Raw genomic sequence first — 18,761 nt, forward strand, 5'->3', positions numbered from 1 at the left:
GGAATTTCTCCAACATTTTCGCGTGGGTTATTAATCCAGAAAAAAGATATAGATTGTCGATACTAAATGAGCAGGACCGAAATATCATTTGGAGAATTAAGTAAATTAATCTCATCACGATAGAGATTCCATGAAAAAGACGATAAGGGGTGGTCCTCGTGTGGCCAGCGTTCATTGGAATTGGTGTGCTTGTTGTATTCATTGTGGTTTCTACTATGAAAAGTGCTAAATACAATGAAGAACGCGATTTTCAGGGGCGAATCTTCAGTATTACTTCTGACATACGGCATTTCATGAACATCCAAAATAAGCTAGTCGCTGATAAAGAGATAAATCTGAGTAAGTTTTATGATCTTATTAATGAAGAAGATTATGATGAATATATATCTAAGGCTAGGGCCGAAGCGTATGTACGCATGATGGTTTTGGAATATATCTTAAGGGGGAAATGGGACCCTCCTGCTTCCCATTGGTTTTCAAATAAAGAAACAAAAATGCTCAGGAAAAAATTATATGGTGAGAATGCGGAAAATTCGTTTTTGGATGAGGATAATGATTATGTGCTTCTTCGAATTTTAGGAAGAGATGATGAGGCAGAAGAGGCATTTGATAGAGTATTTAATGATATTAATGACGAGGTTCAGTAGACAGTGGCAGCCCAGGACTTGATTTTTTTGTCCAAGGCTGTCACAGTTTATTTATTCCAGAAAACTACATCAGATGAGGGTGATTATTAGTGAAACTATTCATTATTGGTAACGGCTTTGATATCGGGCATAGATTAGCTACGAGTTATTGGCAATTTCGAGACTATCTGGACGAGGTAGATTGGAGTTTTCTAATGACCTTTGAACAGAAATATCATATATATCCGGAAACGGGTGAAGCAGCGAAGAGAGGGCTATTGTGGAATCAGCTAGAATCAAACCTAGCGAACATAGATGAAGATCACATTATCGATAACGCCATCGCACTAGATATGGGTTTGGATGGGGGCGATATTGATGTGTATGATACCTTACAATATTACTTTAATAACGAATACAAATATATTCATCAATTAGAAATCTATCTAGCAAAGTGGGTAGAGACTATTGGGATTGAAGATATACAGCCTAAAACTACACAAATTAATAAGAATAATGATGCCTTCTACATTACTTTTAACTATACAGATGTATTGGGAGTTGTATACGAAGTTGACCGAGAGAATGTTTTGCATATTCATGGATCATTACAGGAAGAGGATGAGCAGTTGCCTGTTTTGGGTCATGGTAATGCGAAGATAATATCAGACATCAAAGAAAGGCTTCAAAAAAGTGCAGAAGATCCATATGCAGAAAAAGAAAGAAGCATATGCGAGGCTCTACTTGAGTACTATGAACGCACTTTTAAGGATGTAAGTGAATATGTGCCTAAAATACGTTCTCTTAAAGCGAAAGACATTGAAGAAATAATAGTAATCGGTCATTCTATCGCAGATGTGGACAAACCTTACTTTAAAGAAATCGATGCTTACGCCAACCATAGGGTTAAGTGGAAGGTATACTTCTATAAAGAAAACGAGAAAGATGAGTTGCTTACTAAGTTGATTTCTTGTGGGGTAGACGTGGACCGTATTGAAATGGTGCAATCAGATGAATTCTACGATCTGTAAGAGCCTATCATTCACCATTCAAATCATGGTATAATATGGTCATTACGACTCATTTCACATATTCTTCGCTTCCACTTTTTTAGCGAAGACAGGGTTCTCCTTTATAGGGGAAGATGCATGATGTTTGGACGATTGTAGGGGAACACGCCATTAGTGCGCCTTTTTTTCGTTTAAGCCAATAATAATTGGAATGGAAGAGCTAATCGCTTATGCGACTAGCTCTTTTTTTATTTCCAAAAAGGAGGCAATGGATATGTCAGCAGACAACATGAAAGGCATGTTTGACCGAATCATCCACAATAAGCAACGCATGGGGAATTACGAAACTACTGATCAAGACATGCTCTCGATCCGGTCCCTATTGCAGCTTCCAGCAGCTCCGTTTTCCGTCGCCGATTTTTGTGCCGGCAGCGGTCGTGCACTGGAAATTTTATTGGAGGAATCGTCGGGTGTAGGGTTTGGCGTCGAGCCAAATGAGCAAAAGTACTTGGAGCTGCGGTCTCGCATTCCGAATACGTTGTTTGGCGGTTATGAGGAATGCCGGATTAGCCGGGATACGTTTCGACTCATGTACCTCAATCCCCCCTATGACAACGACAGCGAGTCACTCGATGCCAAAGTGGAGCGAAAGGAAAAACGATTCTTGCGTCATCTTCTGCAGTATGTCTCTGTAGACGGCGTTCTCATCTACAACATACCGCGCGGACGGATGACGAAGGATATTGTGACGATGCTCGTCGCCAACTTTGATGATCTTCGCGTCTATCAATCGCATGATGACACCTTTAATCAGGTGTACACGATTGGCCGGAAGCGAAAGGAGAAGTTTATCGACAAGAGCGCTGTGCAGCAGATTCTTTCGTTAATGGAGGAAGGGAGCAGCCTTGAGCGTTTGCCGATGCAGGCAGAACCGCTATACAAGGTGGTGCCCGGGAACATTAAGCCGAAGTATTTTCGCTCCAGTCGAATGGACGTTGATCAGGTGCGTGCTGTCTCTATCGAATCCCAGTTAACCAAACGGGGGATGGAATGGACAACGCCGAAGAAGCCGGCAGCGCGTCTGCAGCCTCTACTGCCAGATAAAGAAATGCATCGGGTTCTGCGGATGGCGAGTGGTCGACTGAACGGTAAAGTAGGGCGAGGCCCTCTTCTACACGTGCTCAAAGGTATCGTGAAAAAGGAAATCTCTCATACCAGTGAGATCCAAGGTAACGAGCAGATCATCACGGATACGGAGGTATTTAAGATTACCTTCAAAACCGTCGATCGTTTAGGCATTATTCGCACGATTCAAGGGTAGTTCATTAAGCAACAATTGGAGGCAATAGAGAATGAAACATATGTCGTTTCAGCATAAGGATATTTTCGTCAGGGTTCATACTCCTCTCATCGTGACCCGCTTCATTGAAAAAGCGCAGATGCATGAACTGGTTTACGCCAACGTCATTGATATTGACTCTCGCGTACAGGCGGTGTTTGCTCAATTCCATCATTCACGGAAAGCGAGCGACGTCGTCTTCTCCATCAGCCATGCACCGCGGATTGGTGAGACGGGTTATGACAGATCTTCTTGGGCAGTCCGGCCAAGCGGAAAGTACAAGCATCTATCTCAGCGTGAGAACGAGACGTTCGTGACTGGTCTTGTTGCAAGTGAGTGTGTGCTGCAGCGGACCAATGAGAGTTTCGCCATCTTTGCTTGGGACGGTGACATCCTGCAGAAGCTTTTCTGGGCGATTGATGCGTACTATGAGACGCCGTTGCTCGAAGAGTGGACGCCGTACCTGTACAACCAGCTCCTAAAGAGCAATTTTCTTGTTCCCCTTGTTGTTCATGATTTTACGGACAACTACCGTGAACTGGTTGCCTATGAGCTGCTTGTAGGCGAGGACGTATTGGATGGGCTTATCTCTTCCGGTATCAAAAACGGCCTGATTAAGCTGACTGAGGATGACGAAACGAAGGAGGCAATATAAATTGACACTTACGAATATGGCTGCAATCGATACGCCAATGAGCGATGAATCGACATTACTTACTGCCGCGTCTGGAGCGGGGGAGCTTACTTCGCTCGATGGTATCGAAAATATCGGCGACTACTTATCCCTATTTGGTGGGGATCTCATTCGGCGTTTGGATGAGGAATATGTTCCTCTCCATCACCCAGGAAGGGACAAGCCGCTGGAGGTTCTCGAACACCTGAAGCGTCCGCTGTTTAATGCTCAAGCCCACGTGGTGACCGCACTGTTTAAAGGCTTCCAGAAGAACAGGAATCAAATCCTCGTGGGGATGATGGGAACCGGTAAAACGGCCATGTCCATCGCGATGTTCTTCAGTCTTATTTCCGCTCAGCTTTCTAGTTGGCTGAACGGAAAGGGGCGCGTCATCTACATGGTGCCAAACCACTTGGTCAAGAAGACGAAGCGGGAAGTAGGCATTCTTCTAGATAAGCGGCTGTTTGAAGTGACCTTTCTTGACGATTTCACGGACGTTATTGAGCTGCGCAATTCAGGAAAGATGGAGAGTTCGCCTAAGAAAATTGAAGTGTATATCATCGCCCGCGACACGGCGAAGCTCGGGTATATCTACGAGCCAGTTGCCAAGTGGGTTGATCGGACGTATGAGAAACGCACGATATTCAATGGTGAGGAGCGAGTGAGCAAACGGACCGCATTTAAAGGATGGCAATGTCCATGCTGCGGCAGCCAGCTCATGAAGGAAGAAGAAGGCAGTATCGTGCCGATGGAGTATGAGGATTTCTTCAACAAACACGGAAAAACTACGCGCCGAAAGAACAATCTGTTCTGCAGAAGTCTCGTTCGACTCTATAAAAATAGCGATCCGGAGAAGGATGAGTATCGGGAATGCGGTACTCCGCTATGGCAAGCGAAAAATAAGGACAGACGCACGATTTTGGGAGAGCTTAAGCCATCCAGAGGCGTTGCACCTCGCAAAGTATCGCCGGCAGACCTGTTCAAGCGTTATTTCAAGAACAAGTTCGACCTTGCGATCGGTGATGAGTGCCACGAGCTGACAGGTGGAAGCGCCCAGGCGCATGCGTTCCATGTCATTATGAATTGCGCGAAGCATGGACTTGCTATGACGGGGACTCTCATGAACGGGTATGCATCGAACCTTTTTGAGCTATTCTATCGAATGTTCCCTGATAGATTGATAGAGAACGGTTTTAAATGGGGCGATGTGGGACGGTGGATTGATTTATACGGTGTCCGTGAGAAGGTAACGAAAATTCGTCTGGACGATGGTAATCTGAACAGTTCCAGTAATGGTAAACCTCGAACCAGTGTCAAGGAATTGCCGGCAGCCGCTCCGCAGCTCTTCACAGATATGCTGAGCGATGTAGCTTGCTTTATCCAAATGAGTGACATGTTCGAAATTTTGCCGGAGCTAAAGGAAGGTCCGATGAACGTTTCCTTACACGGTGAGCGGCAGTTTATTACGTGCATGACGAAGATCGAGCGCAGACCGGGGCGGAATAAACGCAAGCTGTCGAAAACGATGCGGCTTGTTGCACCTTCATGGTATTTGTCCAGAAACCTTGCAGAAGTAGAGGATAAGCTGCGGATCGCCGTTAAGAAAGAGCTTGAAGGCGGCGGCAAATCTGTTTTGCTTGGCAGTCTACTCAGCACGCTTCTTAGCTATCCGGATGTGCCTTTCAATTTCAATGGTGTCTATCATCCGGATACTGGTGAAGAGATTGTTCCTCCCCAGTATCGGCTAAGTGATAGAGTGCTATACCCGAAAGAGATGCAGCTGATCAAATTTGTTCGGGAGCGCGTAAAAGCCGGCCGTAAAGTTGGCGTATACGCGACATTTACCGGGAAAATGATGACGCTTGAGCGTCTACAGCTGCTCCTGGAGGAGCGCGGATTTAAGACGGCTATCTTGGATTCGGACGTCGACGGACCGGAGCGGGAAGAATGGATTGCAGCAAGAGAGCGAGAAGGGGTGCAGGTTCTACTTTGCAATCCCGTGCTCGTTTCGACCGGCTTGGATCTCCTATCTTTTCCATCTCTCTATTTTTATCAGACGGGATACCGGTTATCTATCGTTCGTCAGGCGAGCCGTCGTCACTGGCGAATTGGCCAGCAAAATTTGTGCGAGACAGTCTATGCAGGCTATCAAGATACGATGCAGGAACTTGCGATAAACCTTATGGCGAAGAAGATGAGTGCTGCGCTTGCGTTAGAAGGTCAATTTAGCCAGGAAGGTCTTGCGGCATTAACTGAAGGATCTGGTGGCAGCCTTGCAACTGAGCTTGCCAAACGATTCGTCGGAAACAATATCGAGGGTGTTGAAAGCGCGGAGTCGATCTGGGGCACGATGTCGATCGATCCGAGCAAACTCGCGGTTGTTACTGCAGAGCCTGTGGCAATGGAGGAGGAAGAGGAGGACAAGCTCGAGGCATTCCTTGATGCTCAGTCGGTCTCTTCTATACGAAGATATCAAGCAGATTCCTTACAAATTGCACTGCTAGCATGGGCGAAAGAATCGGTGCCGGGCGATCTCTACTCACGGATTGAGCAACAAGTAAGCTTTGTTGAGCAGAACGTGCGAAAAGGAGTTACCGGATTTACCGTACATTCAGTGTCGTTGCTTGGTGAGAGCGAATTGAAATGGGATGCTGCCGAGGCGCCAGCGGATGAAGAGTCTTTCCGTAGATGGGTTTACAGTCTTACGGTAAAACCGATCGACGAACGACCGCGGAAAGTTGCTGGTGGTGGAGTGAAGATGGAGCTGATTGCCGAATGCAAGAAGACGTTGGTCAAGACGAAAAAAGTCTATAACGTCTCCGAAGGACAATTTGCATTCAACTTCTAAACGAAAGTGGATGTGGGGAGCGGAAACATCGCTCTCCTTCGTCTGCAATAAAAAGGAGCTAATAGAGATGAGATTCCAAGTTGCGAAACCATTAACTAATCTCCCAAAGGATAGCTGGTGGTTGTTGTACTCTCCTGCGGAGAAAGAGACAGAAAAGAATGTTCTTATTCGGACAAATATAGATGGGGTTTGGTTGCCACTTACCTCAAACAATGTCAATCGCATAAACGACATCTATATGAGTCGATTGCTTCAGAACGCATCCATTACAGTTGAGTATTTTTCTGAGATCTTGATTGACGCGGCTAAGCAGTATCCAGAGTACAAAGTAACGCTGGCTTTCAAGGATGGAGCTGTACGGATTAATATCAACGGCGAGCCTGTTTTTGGTTACTCCTCACCAGGAACCAGCTATGCGATCGTAGACGCGCACGGCGATGAGGGATGGGAGTATTACTCAAGTATTGAGCAGCTTCGTTTTCGTGTTAATGAGCTCTTCGACCAGGTCGGTCAGGTCATGATTATTTCTTCGATTATGATTGGTTGATCGCGTTGCGGGGGAATTAACCGCTGAAATAGGTACAAAAGGGAGCAAGCACTCATTAGTATGAGGAGCTTGCTCTTTATGTTTTTTTGAAGTCGTCTTTTATCGATTCGGTCGTTGGTGTGCGAGATTCATACGCCGAATTGTTCGACAAATATTTCTACTATTTTCCATCTTTGGACGGATATACTGACATCACATTCAAGCATAGTATTTATGGTGGTGATGGAAATATGTGGATTATTCTAATTTCAGGACGGAAATGAATCAGAGTATGGAGGTTAATGTATGACGAAGCCTTTATCGCCCACTCTTCATGGACCAATCACAACGTTCACAAAGCAAGTGAGAGTAACATTTGTTGCCAAAAACGCGAAAGTCAAACTGCTCGTAGGGGGCAATGAAGTTGGCAGTGTGACAAGTGTGCTTGGTGGCACAGTGTGGGTACCTGTTAGTTCTCCTTTAACGGAAAATCAAAAAGTCACTGTCATGCAGTCAAACGGAGATGGTGAGAGCGATCCGTCTACGTGGCCTATAACCGTTGTCGCAATCCCGAACCCGCTTCCTGTACCTGTTTTTACTTCACCGCTCACCTGCTGTATGTCTGGACTGGAACTCGACGGACTTGTTCCCGGAGCGACCGTTCGGGTTAGACATGGTGGGGCTGATATCTTAACTTTCACAGCATCAAAAACAAAACAGTTTGCCAGGATACCCACAACTGCATCAGTCGGCGCAGGGTCCTTGCTAGAAGCAATTCAAGAAATTACAATTGATGGCGTTCTAGTGGTAAGTGACAATGTCGTCAGCATGCCGGTTGGTAAATCCAATCGGGAGACCCAGTTGCAGCCGCCTATTATTCAGGAGCCGGTTACTGCATGTCAGACGTTCCTTAATTTAAGCGGAATGATGCCTGGTGCGGATGTCGTGATTGATAACGAAGGTACGACTACCACTTGGCTGAACCCAGCCGAAGATTATACAGCTTTGGATGCGCCGCTGTTCAAACAAGGAACGCTGATCGCAAAGCAGCGGTTCCCGCGTTGTCAGGTGGAGAGCGGCGAGACACTTATAACGGTTGGGCCTACTCAAGTACCATCAAAACCTAAAATTGATTTCGAACCATGTCCGAGAAACCATATATTATCGGTAAGTGGGCTTATTTCTGGCGCAGAGGTGGTTTTATACAGCGTTGTAAAAGATCCGATCATTGCGGGGGGAGTTATCGTCACAACGATTGGCGGAGGAACAGCCACAACAACCATAGAAAAAATTGAAATACCTGCAAGTGTTCATCCAGTAACGGATAGTGGAGAACGAGTAGAATTGAAGGTTAAGCAGTTTTTATGTGGCTTAGAAAGCGAAGATTCTGATGCAGTGAAATTTGCAGAGGACGCTGAAGCTAACCCTATTGCAGCGCCAGTTATTAACGGACCAATCTATGATTGTTCTCGCAGAATTATTATTTCTGGAGCGCATCCATCCAGCATGCTACAGCCATTCTACGCTGACAATGGGACACCGATAGGTGATTCCGTATGTGCTGCATCGGCGAACGTCGTTCTAACCGTATGGTTTCCGCTTACAGCAGGATTCAAAGTCATTGTAAAGCAGATCGGGTGCCATGCTGATGTTGAAGCTGCTGAACCAGTCCAATCACTTCCAGTTCCATTGCCGATGCCTAGAATATTGGAACCAGTGCGTCCGGAAGACCCCTATATTCGCATACGAGACTGTATTCCAGGCGCGCAAGTACATTTGTTGGTTAACCGTGTTGTGCGAAAAACCATTGAAAACTATGCTGCTGAAACGATTATTTCAACAGCAGACTTTCATTTTGCTGAAAACGATAGTATCTTTGCCGTGCAAACGTTGTGCGGGGAAACCAGCACTCGTGAAGGTCACCAAACAATAGTTCAAAAAGGAGATCTGAAAATCATAGTTGAACCGAACCATCCAATCGATCGGGGGCGGACAGAACAAATTACAGTAAAAGCTTTCGACGCAGATACCTTAGCTCAGATTGTCGGTGCTCAGGTCTGGTTAAACGGAGTTTCTGTGGGACAAAGCGGTATTCCGTTTTCATTCAGCCCAGTTGCTGGACAGCAGAATCCAGTAGGGGTCGTTAAGGAGCCAATTGGTCATCATGATGGATCTTTTACGATTCCATTACGCGACCCTACTCCACCTCCAATGAGCAAGCTTTATCTTAACCTTGGTCCGATCAATTTTTTCCCTCAGGCATTAAGATTATCCTCCGCCAAATGGACTGTTACGACAAAATGGTCGCCTGTTCAAACGCTTACCACATCCGGAGAACATACGTATGTATCGCTACCTAATCCACCTGCTTCCTCCGGTCAGGTTACAGTCTCACTAGAAACAGAATGGGAAGCTTATGGACCTATTAGTGGAGTACCGTTATTTCTGAAGGTTAAGGGCATCCCAAAAGTGCCTCAACAACCAGTTGGATGGACAGGAGCTGATTTGGTAGTCGGATTTGCATCTGGATATGATTTAATAATTGATCAGAATTTAAATCCCGTTCTCAATGTTTATACCTCCTTTATCCCTTTTATTTAACGATGATATAGGTTTCTACGAAGAGTATAGAAATCGCATCTTTGGGCATACCTTTAATAGAGTAGAATTGCTAGATTCCGGTACATACTTTGTCGGTCCAAAAACCTGGTAGTGCGCACCATTCGTTCGTATGAGCGGATGCAGGGAGTAAGGGATGCCGCGAATAGTCTTCTGAGCTGAAGCAATTTCGAAATCCCGAGCGCTCGTGCGGTGACAACGATCCGCGTTGCACATATTCTAGCTGATTTGCGGCTAGTGATAGGCGATTCGCGCCACTTCCAAGTGGAATCTCACAACCCACATGCCCCAATGTACCGATAAGGTACAGCGGGGCTTTTTGAGTTCCTTTGATTAATCAGTCTTAGAAATATCGTACTTATGTTCGCGTTTTTTTAAGATATCCGGGTTCTCTGTTGCCATGCGATGGATTAAATCGAACTTTTTTTCTTGGCAATAAATCTGTTTACTTGATAGGGCAATTTGTAGCGAATTTGCAAAATTTATCAATTCAATGTCCTCTATCACCCAGAAGCGATTATCAAGTGCGTCTATATCAGGGTTTTTTGAACTTTCAACTAAGAGAAGGAGCAAATGACTACTGAGCGGAAAAAAAATACTTGTACCTGAATAATCCGTACCTAGAAATTCTTCTGAGAAAACTACAGGATTGTCGGACGTGAAAAATGGTTGATCAGATTGATTTATGATGTAGATCCAATAATAATTTTCGTAGAACTGAGTGCTATATTCATAAATTATCTCTGGATCTGTGAGAACGCTAATATGTTCAGCTATATCAGAATCCTTGCTCTTAGGAATTGTTAAATGGTTTAGGCCGGATTTCTTCAAGAAATCCTGAAATTTAGAGTCAGCCTGCGCGCTCGTTCTATTCCGAAAATCATCCGTTCTTAGGTATTGGATAGCTATATGCTCTGCGAGTTCAGCCATATCATCCTCTTCTAATGCTTCAGAGCTTGAATGGTTTACGGACCGATTGATGACTTTGTCTAAAAGAATTTTATATTTTCCTTCTTCAATACTTAACATTTTCTCTATTGTTTGTTTCTCATATCCAGGAGAAAAAAAGAAGTTAAAAGAATCAGGCTCTACATCATAAAAATATCCCTCACATGCAACATTCTCTATGCTGGACGGGAATGACTTTTTGGTGCTTTTATCATAAACATACAGTTGTTTCGAATTAGAGAACCTCACGAGGTAGTTTCGGGGGACGTAATGCTGTCTTTTCGTTTGCTGTTTTTTCTTTGTATTCATGCTATTCAACCTCCTTAATGGCAGTGTAAACGGAAGGAAATGGATATTGCAAGAACAGGATTAATTTAAGCGCCTTTCTCGAATCTTTTTTATGTTTTCCGAGCTACGTGCCTTAAGACGCAAATATTTTCTGTTAAAAATTTGGTGAAATGATTATCTCGTATTATGATAGTCTCAAATAAGAGAAGGAGGTTGGTCTCCATGGCCAAATCTAAAATTTTTCCAACCTGCCGTATTTGTGAGAAGCTGAATGCGGAGATGACGCATTGTGCAATCTACGGTGCACTTACTGAAGGGCAAGCTGATAACACCGCGATAGGCAGTGCTTGTAACAAATCGGGCGACTTTGTGCGTATGCTTCATGCAAAACCCAATGAATATAATCTTGGTCGGACGCCGGCTGGTAAGCCTGTCGACGAAGAGGCGGATAGCGAGCTGTATGTTTACGATATTGATGATGAAACCAAGGAGTTTAAAGAAAGAGTAGGCATGAGTTTAGAAGAGTGGGCTGCAGCTACTTTCGGTCCGATCAATCACGATTAATTGCGTGAAAATAAAGATCTATAATTACTAAAACTAGCAGGGATTTTACAGATGATAAGAAAATGGAAGTTTACAGCAGTAATTGCTGGTGATTCGTGTTACGATTGCTAGCGCTGATGTCGCTAAGGCTGCGAGCGCTCCAGGGACTGGATCAGGGAATGCACAAATTCAATATGCTTTTACGCAAGAAGATCAGCATCCAGAACAACTCTTGAACAGTGTTATCAATGGTACTGGAAAAACTTTGGATATAGGCACAGAAAGCTGCATTGGATCAAATTCGAAAAGCGGGTATACCTGTAAAGATCAATTTATATTCCGCACTGATGCATGAGAAAGTAACTTGCGCCGATGGGACGGGTGTGACTACAGGTTCCTGCAATTATTCAGCAGCTGCATCAACTCGAAATGCAGAGGTGTTCCTCGTAATCAAGGACGCAAAGCTCGCGAAAGAATGGTCCGCTGAGTTTGCGAAAATGTGGAATGATACAAAGCACTATGATGAGAACTATTCAGCGAAGTAATATGCTACAATAGTAATATGTTAGTATAGTAATATACCACTATGGAGGCACGGAGAATGACAGCTACGAAACGAGGATTTCGCGAAACGATACTAAAAAATCTTTCGAAAGATGAATCAATAATACTTGAGCCGTTGAAGCCATTTGTTCTGACACACACCCATGATGAAAAGCCGCGACCCATTTACATGAAGGCGCCATATTCGAATGACACTATGAGTGTTCTCATCGCGTTCATTCAATTTGAGTCGTGGGACTTGGAAGAAACTGTTGCCATGGACCAGCCGGATGTTGCCGAAGTGCTGGTCAAGCTTTATGGCTGCCAAATCTCCGAGACCCCACTTGCAAAAGCAGAAGAGATCGACCTATATTTAAACTGGGAAGAATGGTGTGGTCTTGCCGGCGAGGTACAGGCGATAAAAGTCTTTAAGAACGAAAGACTGGCAGGTATGTTACAAGGATATATTGATACTTTTTATGCTGCCGTGGAAGATCCAGCTTAAAATAGAAATCTGTTCATAAGGTAGGCTCGTGTGAAAAGTGCGGGCAAACATACATAATCGAGCAAGGGATGCATGCATGTCCAGATTGTCACCAGGAGCTAATTGAAAGAGTTCAGTCTTCGTGGTTTGCAAGGGCCGTAAGGAGTTTCATATACAAACACAGTTTTCATCATTCTCTTCTCGTGCAGGTCGAGCGCAGGCTGCATCTGGCCAAAAGAAGGAATGGAGGGGATTCAGTAGCTCGGGTACGACTTCGGTTTCAACTAACAGTGTGAATCAAACTGATTATCCTAGGAGAATGCAATGTGTTAAGCCGGAAGAGTAACTAAGCGAGAAGGAGGGTAACCACATACAGAACGAATTTACATGCACAGCAGCTGAGTGGGAATTTGCTCGCTATCATACTATGATCAGCGGAGCCGATCGTGGCTATCGCAGTAAAGCATTGTACGGTTGTCTCATTGTCATTGCTTTGCCGCTCCTTATGTTCGCCGTATATGGCTTGTTAGCTCTATTGTTATCTGGAAAAGCAGAGGAACAGTCTGGTATTCACTGGATCAAAGACACGGCAATTGTTTGTGGACTAGTGGGTGGTGTGATTATCTTTTTCCGAGCCTGGCTCCGGCATCGGAGGCTTGCTTCGAATGCGAAATCCGGGGAGCAGATTCATTGGATATGGACAGATGAGCAGGGAATTGCGATCAATCAATTAAACAATTTAGATGAGAAAGCGATACCCTTCTTTCACTGGTCGTCCATTACGCGTTTGTCCTTTGATTTGACGAAAGACCTTTCTAGGTATAATTCATCCCATCGGTCGATGAGTGATAAACAAGATGTTTTTGACAAAATCACATCGAGACTTCCGGAATTTAATGAAACAGCTGACGATGTTTATGAAGATCGGTTCACGATGATGTTGAATTACACGCATGCTCGCTTTATTCGTAAAGCCGCGCTCGTGCCGATTCCCAAGTCGTGGTTGTATAACGGCAAACTAGTTGCACTCATTCAAAAAATTGAACAACAAGCCGGTGTATCGGCCGAAGCTTATGATAGTGATGCAGAGCCATTCTTTGAGAATTGGAAAGCTAGTTATAGGAATGACTAAATAACGCGATGATCATACATGGTGTGATAAGAGGAAAATAAGTATATCGTCTAAGGAGTGGTGCATAAATGAACTGTGAAATTTGTAAAGAAAAGCCGGCCACGACAAATACGACTTTTCCATTCTCCAACTATTTATATGATGTTTGCAAGGGATGTTTTGAGGATTTGGACAAAGGAAGGGAGCTAAGCAACCATGTATGAAATCGGGCCGCAGTTGGATTATCACGAAGTAACGGTAAAGGTTAAGTGCTTTAATGCAGAATGCGATGAGCTGCTTACTCATACTTATCGATCATACGACAGCACTCCACGCATGGATGGCGAATGCCCAAAATGCATGAAGGGGTATTCCCGAAAAATTAATAATCTGAATAATGAACAGATTGTTCATCATGTCTCGATGCCTATATATAAATAACGCTGGGACAATTCGTCATTGCCTAAAACGAAAATGAATATTTCTGGTGGACCCCTATCTAATGAATAAGGAGAGCATACGTATGAACTGTGAAATCTGTAAAGAATAGCCGGCCACGATAAAAAATGATAGAAAGGGTGCATGATGTTGGCTATGACGCATGAGGAAAAAGAGTGGTTTGACGCAATCCAGAAAGAGAATTTTGAATACGCGAAGGCTGACGGACTTAGTGATTGCGAGCTTAAATTAAAGGTCAAATCGTATGCTATTGGACTAATCCAGCATATCATCGACGGAAATCATGCACCGAAATTAACGATGGATCAGATTAAACTTGCGCTACGATCTGAGAAAATCATTTCTGGATGGATCGACGATACAAAATGAATCTCTTACTCGTTGACGATGATCATAAAGAAGAAGAGAATTTTCAACTGCAACAAGCCCTCTCAGCACTTGCAAAAGTCTCTCGATAATTCCTAATATTCCAGAAATATCCTTGATAAGCTTGATGATCCCTAATTCGTATGTTACTAATATAGTATATTACTTAATTGATTAGTAAGTAATTAAACATCCAAATGAGGAGCGATTAACAACGATGAAGTATCACACAGTTAGGAAGAAAATTTGGTCCACTGCAATTGCAATAATGCTTACGTTTACCTTAATTATGCCTGCAAGCATGTTTGCAGCAGAAAATGACCCGAGTTTAGAGAGCGTTTGTTCATTTTCGGTAGACCAGCAGCGTATACACGTTTCCGAATGGCTCGCCGAGAATACAGCCGTTATTAAAGCATCTTGTGATGAATCAGTAATTAAGTACGATGATATCCAGGTCGAGTCGACGGAACCTTCTATTGCAACTGTCGATGGCTATGGTAATCAAATTCTTGTTAAAGCCGTTAGCGACGGTTCTGTTTCCGTAGTTCTAAGTGCGGAGGGGTTCAGCGATGTTCAACTAGATTTCGCTGTTGGGGATGATGCAACGATTAGTGAAGACGATCAACCAATTGATGAGATGAATCCAGAGCTGCAGAAACAGATGGATGCTTTGCAGGGCTATGCGGATCAGATCAATGCTATCGCTAAATATGAGGCAACTGCCCTTAATGCGTACAATAAAAATCGAATTGTCACGGACAAAAATAGAAAAACAGCGTACAAGGTATTTAATTCGACGATCGTACCTAACTATTCTAAGTTTGTGTTCAATTTGAAAAACATTAAACCGGGAACTGGTGACCTGGAGGCGATTCATGTCAACTACGTTAAAGGAGCTAAGATGCAACTCGAAGGCCTTACCATGATGAGGGCATCGCTATTCAAAGCAAAAGTTGATCAAAAAGGGTTTCAGGCAGGGAACAAGAAGCTGGTAGCTGGCAGCAAGTTGATACAAGAATTCAAGTCAGACTTACAAAACTATGTCAATGCACTGCAGATGAAGATAAGTAATTCTTAAATCTATTCTGTTTACTTAGGTAATCATCTTATGAGTCAGTCTCGTAACTATTCGATGGGGGAGTTCACACATGCCAAGCAGTTTCATCAACGTAAGTAGTGGTATGATTTCTATTAATTCGATTCGTGCCATAGTCAAAGACGATGATCGGGTAATCCTGATGTTAATTAATAAACAGGCGAGGGAGATTTCAACCGAGTTCAGTCAGTTAATGGAGCAATTTGCTGGTAAACATGGTTTTTCCAGAATCTTAGATATTGTTGGAGGTTCTCTGAAAACACCGCTGGTTACAGACAACGGTAGACCGTACCAGGCGATTGTCAACACTAACCTTATTTCCGAACTCAGGGATAATTGGGAAGCCCAAATTTTTTTCACGGATGGTTCGGTAATCGAGACTGTGAACTCGTATGGCGCGATGGAACTCTTTTTAAAGCTCCCGATGATTGAAGTGTCTAATAACGTTTGAGTATGTGGAGTAGTGAAGGCATGATCTAACATAATACAACTAGGAGGAATACGCTTGAAGAAAATTGTACTAGCATTTGTCGTAGCATTATCTCTACTGATAGGTTCTGTTCCGGTATTTGCATACGAAGAAGTTCGTATGAATTCAGAGGGCCCACTGTCTATCTATTTGGACACATGGGGGATAAATTCAAAAACGAAAGAATTGGACTTGGAAGTGCTGTTTCTAAACGGTGGAAATAAAGTCATTGGCGGCATCAAGAATGTGAAAGCCCGTTTAAGCGATGGTGATGGGATTCCTGTTGCAGGTGTCATTTTTCCCGATAAGTATTTTAAGAATATCAAGCTTAGTCCTGGTCAGTACTATTCGATGACATTGGCTATCAGTCCCGATGATTATAGCCTTGACACCAAAAACGGTACTCTTAATTATCACTTTGAGGAAGACTACACACAAGGTAAAAAGGTAGTGGGTGATGGAAAGTATTGGTCGCTAAACGGTAAACTAGCCAAGTTCGGCTATAAGTTAAATAAGCGCGGAACGACTCCTGATGTGGCAGTTGCGGATATAGCTAAGTTGTTCAATAATCCAATTAGCTATAATGCGAAATCTAAGACCCTATCCGTCAAAATGTATAATAAGAAACTGACAGTGACAGCTGGATCTTCTACAGCTTTTTTGAATGGTGCGAAATTCAAGATGAATAAAGCAGCGTACTTGTCAGGAGGAAAGATGTACATCCCATTATCCGTACTAGATAAGCTTGCGCCAGTTCGATATGTCACTGTAGAGACACAAGCAAGTGAGGCCAATTTCTTATTGATAAACTAAGTGTATAACACTGGATTTAAAAGAGAGGGCTGCGTAAAAGTCATCAACCATGACTTTTATGCAGCCCTCTTATGCATAATTTGGTTACAAGCGTATTATTTCATTGATTACACTCTCGACATGATGGATCCAGTTGTACTGGTTGATCTCTGTACGCTTTTCATCCCGTTGATGAGAATTCATCTTATGGAAGTCATCCGCGAGGATGTTCGGGTGAAGCTCAGCTGCGAGGAAGATGAGCTGTTTATGCGGATTCTTTAAGCAGGCTGTACGCGATTGGACTTCCGATAAGTAAGTCTCAATTGCATTTCGGTCGTGTAAGAACTGCCAATTCGACGTAATTTCCTTCTCCAGATACTTACTGATATGGCCCGAGTCAATACCATTTCGTAACGTGGATACGATGAAGAATATCTGATGGTCCTCGAGTCCGTAACGCAGTTTAGATACCAAGTCGTCGGCGACTGTATACCAAGTATCTCCGCGGATAAAGCCCATGTCAGTGATGAATCGGATTGCGCAAATGGCCTTGTCGCCTTTGAACACATACACAAATCCATCCGTTTCCCGCTCCGCATGGTAGCCTGTGCCGAGATGGTTACTGAAGAAGGAACCGATCATGTTGGTGAGTTCCACATTTACGCGCCTGCCGGACTTCTTCGCATTTCCTAGTCGGATCCGTTCTTCTTCTTCGCGGAAGTACACATCCGTTACTGCAAGGAATAGTTCCGCGTTCAAACTGTTCTCGGCAGCCAGCGTATCGACTGCCTCTTGCGGATATCGCAGCTTCTTCATTTGGTCCACTATTTCCGTATTCCGGCTATTCAGCGTGCCGATCGTTCTCAGGTTGGCAGATAGTTCATGGCTCAGTTTTTCCCAGTCATCATGCATTTCACATTCCTCCTTGGAATTATAGAAGCGAGACTATTCGTTTTTCTCTCGCTTTAATATCATTGTACGCAGCATCTGGCATCAATATTCCTATTTACTTCACTCTAAAATTTTACTCTTGCGTTTATACGGAGGGGCAGGGGAGAGGAAGCACGTGCAGGAATAGATGAATTATACCTCACACGGTTCTTTACAATATACTTCTTTACACCCATATATCCTCATCGGCACCGGACATTCGGCGCTATTCGTGCTGCCTGCTGCGGATATCGGCTCACGATCCGACTTTTTCGCTCGCTCGTCAGGCTGTTCTTTAGCTTTTCGCGGCGCAGCCTGCCACGCTTCTTATTCTTAAATCATCCGAGTATATATTTCCCTTAGTCCCGCTCCTGCTCACCTGCAACAGCCGGCTTCCCCTATGGACTTCGGCGCCGCACGAGTCTTATCCTGCGACGGACTGCCGCACCTGCCGCCTTTTTTCAATCCTGCCCTTGTCGGTTATGGTTTCCCTTTTTAACCCGGTTTTCGCGCGCCGCGCCGGCCCCCCCGACGGTCGTAAACTGCATCTGGATCCGGATTAAGGAGCAGGGAGGAGGTCTGCAACTAGGTACGAAGAAAAGCCAAAAGATATACACGTGTATTGTTGAAGAGATGCAGTTCTGCAACTAGGTACGAACCTAGATACAGAGAAGAGGGGAAGATCGGGTATAAAGGGGCAAGGTCCGAGGAAGGTAAGTGAGGTTCCCCGCGATCCAGTAAGGGTGATAACAAGTATATTGATAAGACTCGTACGGTGGTGTAAAATGGAAATAGGTAAGAATGCCTGTTCGTTATAATCCAATTATAATGGGGGTTTAATGGATGCTATATGAAGTAATGTTCGAGCCGCTAAAGCGTTGTGTGGCGCGGCATGGACTATCGGAGACGGAGCGGGACGAGGTGCTTGAGAATTACATGTTTATGCATGCCGATGAATCCGTTCATGCGTACAAGCATGCATGGAGTCGTGCTTATCTGTATGTGTGCGAGAGTGGTATAATCGACCGCGGTGCGCTCGATGCGCGAAGTTATCCATCACATGAGCACAGATAATGGATAGGGAGCGGGTT

Annotated in this window: 18 protein-coding genes; 16 read left to right on the forward strand and 2 right to left on the reverse strand. The window is 44.2% G+C overall.

Going from position 1 to position 18,761, the window contains the following annotated elements:
* The first annotated feature begins 158 nt into the window (after positions 1-158).
* From AC506A_RS26880 to AC506A_RS26910, 7 genes are all read left to right on the forward strand, one after another.
* A complete protein-coding gene (locus AC506A_RS26880) occupies positions 159-647 on the forward strand; it encodes a hypothetical protein (protein WP_495464083.1) in 489 nt (162 codons plus the stop codon).
* Positions 648-736: 89 nt separating this feature from the next.
* On the forward strand, positions 737-1,657 hold the full coding sequence (locus tag AC506A_RS26885; RefSeq protein WP_495464084.1) for a bacteriophage abortive infection AbiH family protein: 921 nt from the start codon (positions 737-739) through the stop codon (positions 1,655-1,657).
* Between the two features lie 253 nt (positions 1,658-1,910).
* Positions 1,911-2,957, forward strand: a complete 1,047-nt coding sequence (locus AC506A_RS26890; RefSeq protein ID WP_495464085.1) for a DUF6094 domain-containing protein — start codon at positions 1,911-1,913, stop codon at positions 2,955-2,957.
* Between the two features lie 31 nt (positions 2,958-2,988).
* On the forward strand, positions 2,989-3,630 hold the full coding sequence (locus AC506A_RS26895; RefSeq protein WP_495464086.1) for a hypothetical protein: 642 nt from the start codon (positions 2,989-2,991) through the stop codon (positions 3,628-3,630).
* Between the two features lies 1 nt (position 3,631).
* A complete protein-coding gene (locus AC506A_RS26900) occupies positions 3,632-6,496 on the forward strand; it encodes a DEAD/DEAH box helicase family protein (protein ID WP_495464087.1) in 2,865 nt (954 codons plus the stop codon).
* 67 nt (positions 6,497-6,563) lie between these two features.
* Entirely contained in the window at positions 6,564-7,043 is a 480-nt protein-coding gene (locus AC506A_RS26905) for a hypothetical protein (protein WP_495464088.1), read from the forward strand.
* 285 nt (positions 7,044-7,328) lie between these two features.
* Positions 7,329-9,623 carry a hypothetical protein gene (locus AC506A_RS26910; protein ID WP_495464089.1) on the forward strand — a complete coding sequence of 765 codons (2,295 nt, stop codon included), beginning with the start codon at positions 7,329-7,331 and terminating at the stop codon, positions 9,621-9,623.
* A 351-nt stretch (positions 9,624-9,974) separates the two neighbouring features.
* Here AC506A_RS26910 and AC506A_RS26915 read toward each other — a convergent pair whose 3' ends face one another.
* Entirely contained in the window at positions 9,975-10,898 is a 924-nt protein-coding gene (locus AC506A_RS26915) for a DUF4238 domain-containing protein (RefSeq protein ID WP_495464090.1), read from the reverse strand.
* A 201-nt stretch (positions 10,899-11,099) separates the two neighbouring features.
* Here AC506A_RS26915 and AC506A_RS26920 point away from each other — a divergent pair, with 201 nt between their 5' ends.
* The 8 genes from AC506A_RS26920 to AC506A_RS26955 all read left to right on the forward strand — a co-directional run bounded on the left by AC506A_RS26920 (position 11,100) and on the right by AC506A_RS26955 (position 16,761).
* A complete protein-coding gene (locus AC506A_RS26920; protein ID WP_495464091.1) occupies positions 11,100-11,441 on the forward strand; it encodes a hypothetical protein in 342 nt (113 codons plus the stop codon).
* Between the two features lie 269 nt (positions 11,442-11,710).
* On the forward strand, positions 11,711-11,965 hold the full coding sequence (locus tag AC506A_RS26925) for a phospholipase D-like domain-containing protein (RefSeq protein WP_495464092.1): 255 nt from the start codon (positions 11,711-11,713) through the stop codon (positions 11,963-11,965).
* A gap of 56 nt (positions 11,966-12,021) precedes the next feature.
* Positions 12,022-12,468 (forward strand): hypothetical protein, encoded by a 447-nt coding sequence (locus AC506A_RS26930; protein ID WP_495464093.1) that lies wholly within the window; start codon positions 12,022-12,024, stop codon positions 12,466-12,468.
* A gap of 406 nt (positions 12,469-12,874) precedes the next feature.
* Complete coding sequence (locus AC506A_RS26935) at positions 12,875-13,579, forward strand: hypothetical protein (RefSeq protein ID WP_495464094.1); 705 nt, start codon at positions 12,875-12,877, stop codon at positions 13,577-13,579.
* A gap of 573 nt (positions 13,580-14,152) precedes the next feature.
* On the forward strand, positions 14,153-14,386 hold the full coding sequence (locus AC506A_RS26940) for a hypothetical protein (protein ID WP_495464095.1): 234 nt from the start codon (positions 14,153-14,155) through the stop codon (positions 14,384-14,386).
* 214 nt (positions 14,387-14,600) lie between these two features.
* On the forward strand, positions 14,601-15,461 hold the full coding sequence (locus AC506A_RS26945; protein ID WP_495464096.1) for a hypothetical protein: 861 nt from the start codon (positions 14,601-14,603) through the stop codon (positions 15,459-15,461).
* 70 nt (positions 15,462-15,531) lie between these two features.
* On the forward strand, positions 15,532-15,930 hold the full coding sequence (locus AC506A_RS26950) for a hypothetical protein (protein ID WP_495464097.1): 399 nt from the start codon (positions 15,532-15,534) through the stop codon (positions 15,928-15,930).
* Positions 15,931-15,984: 54 nt separating this feature from the next.
* Positions 15,985-16,761 carry a stalk domain-containing protein gene (locus AC506A_RS26955; RefSeq protein ID WP_495464098.1) on the forward strand — a complete coding sequence of 259 codons (777 nt, stop codon included), beginning with the start codon at positions 15,985-15,987 and terminating at the stop codon, positions 16,759-16,761.
* A gap of 84 nt (positions 16,762-16,845) precedes the next feature.
* On the opposite strand, the gene AC506A_RS26960 is transcribed toward AC506A_RS26955, so the two are convergent.
* Positions 16,846-17,652, reverse strand: a complete 807-nt coding sequence (locus AC506A_RS26960) for a hypothetical protein (protein ID WP_495464099.1) — start codon at positions 17,650-17,652, stop codon at positions 16,846-16,848.
* An 861-nt stretch (positions 17,653-18,513) separates the two neighbouring features.
* Between AC506A_RS26960 and AC506A_RS26965 the strand changes: the two genes are divergently transcribed.
* Positions 18,514-18,744: a hypothetical protein gene (locus tag AC506A_RS26965; protein WP_495464100.1), complete on the forward strand. Its 231-nt coding sequence runs from the start codon at positions 18,514-18,516 to the stop codon at positions 18,742-18,744.
* Positions 18,745-18,761: the final 17 nt, after the last annotated feature.

This window comes from Paenibacillus sp. N22P23 (genome assembly GCF_059383735.1).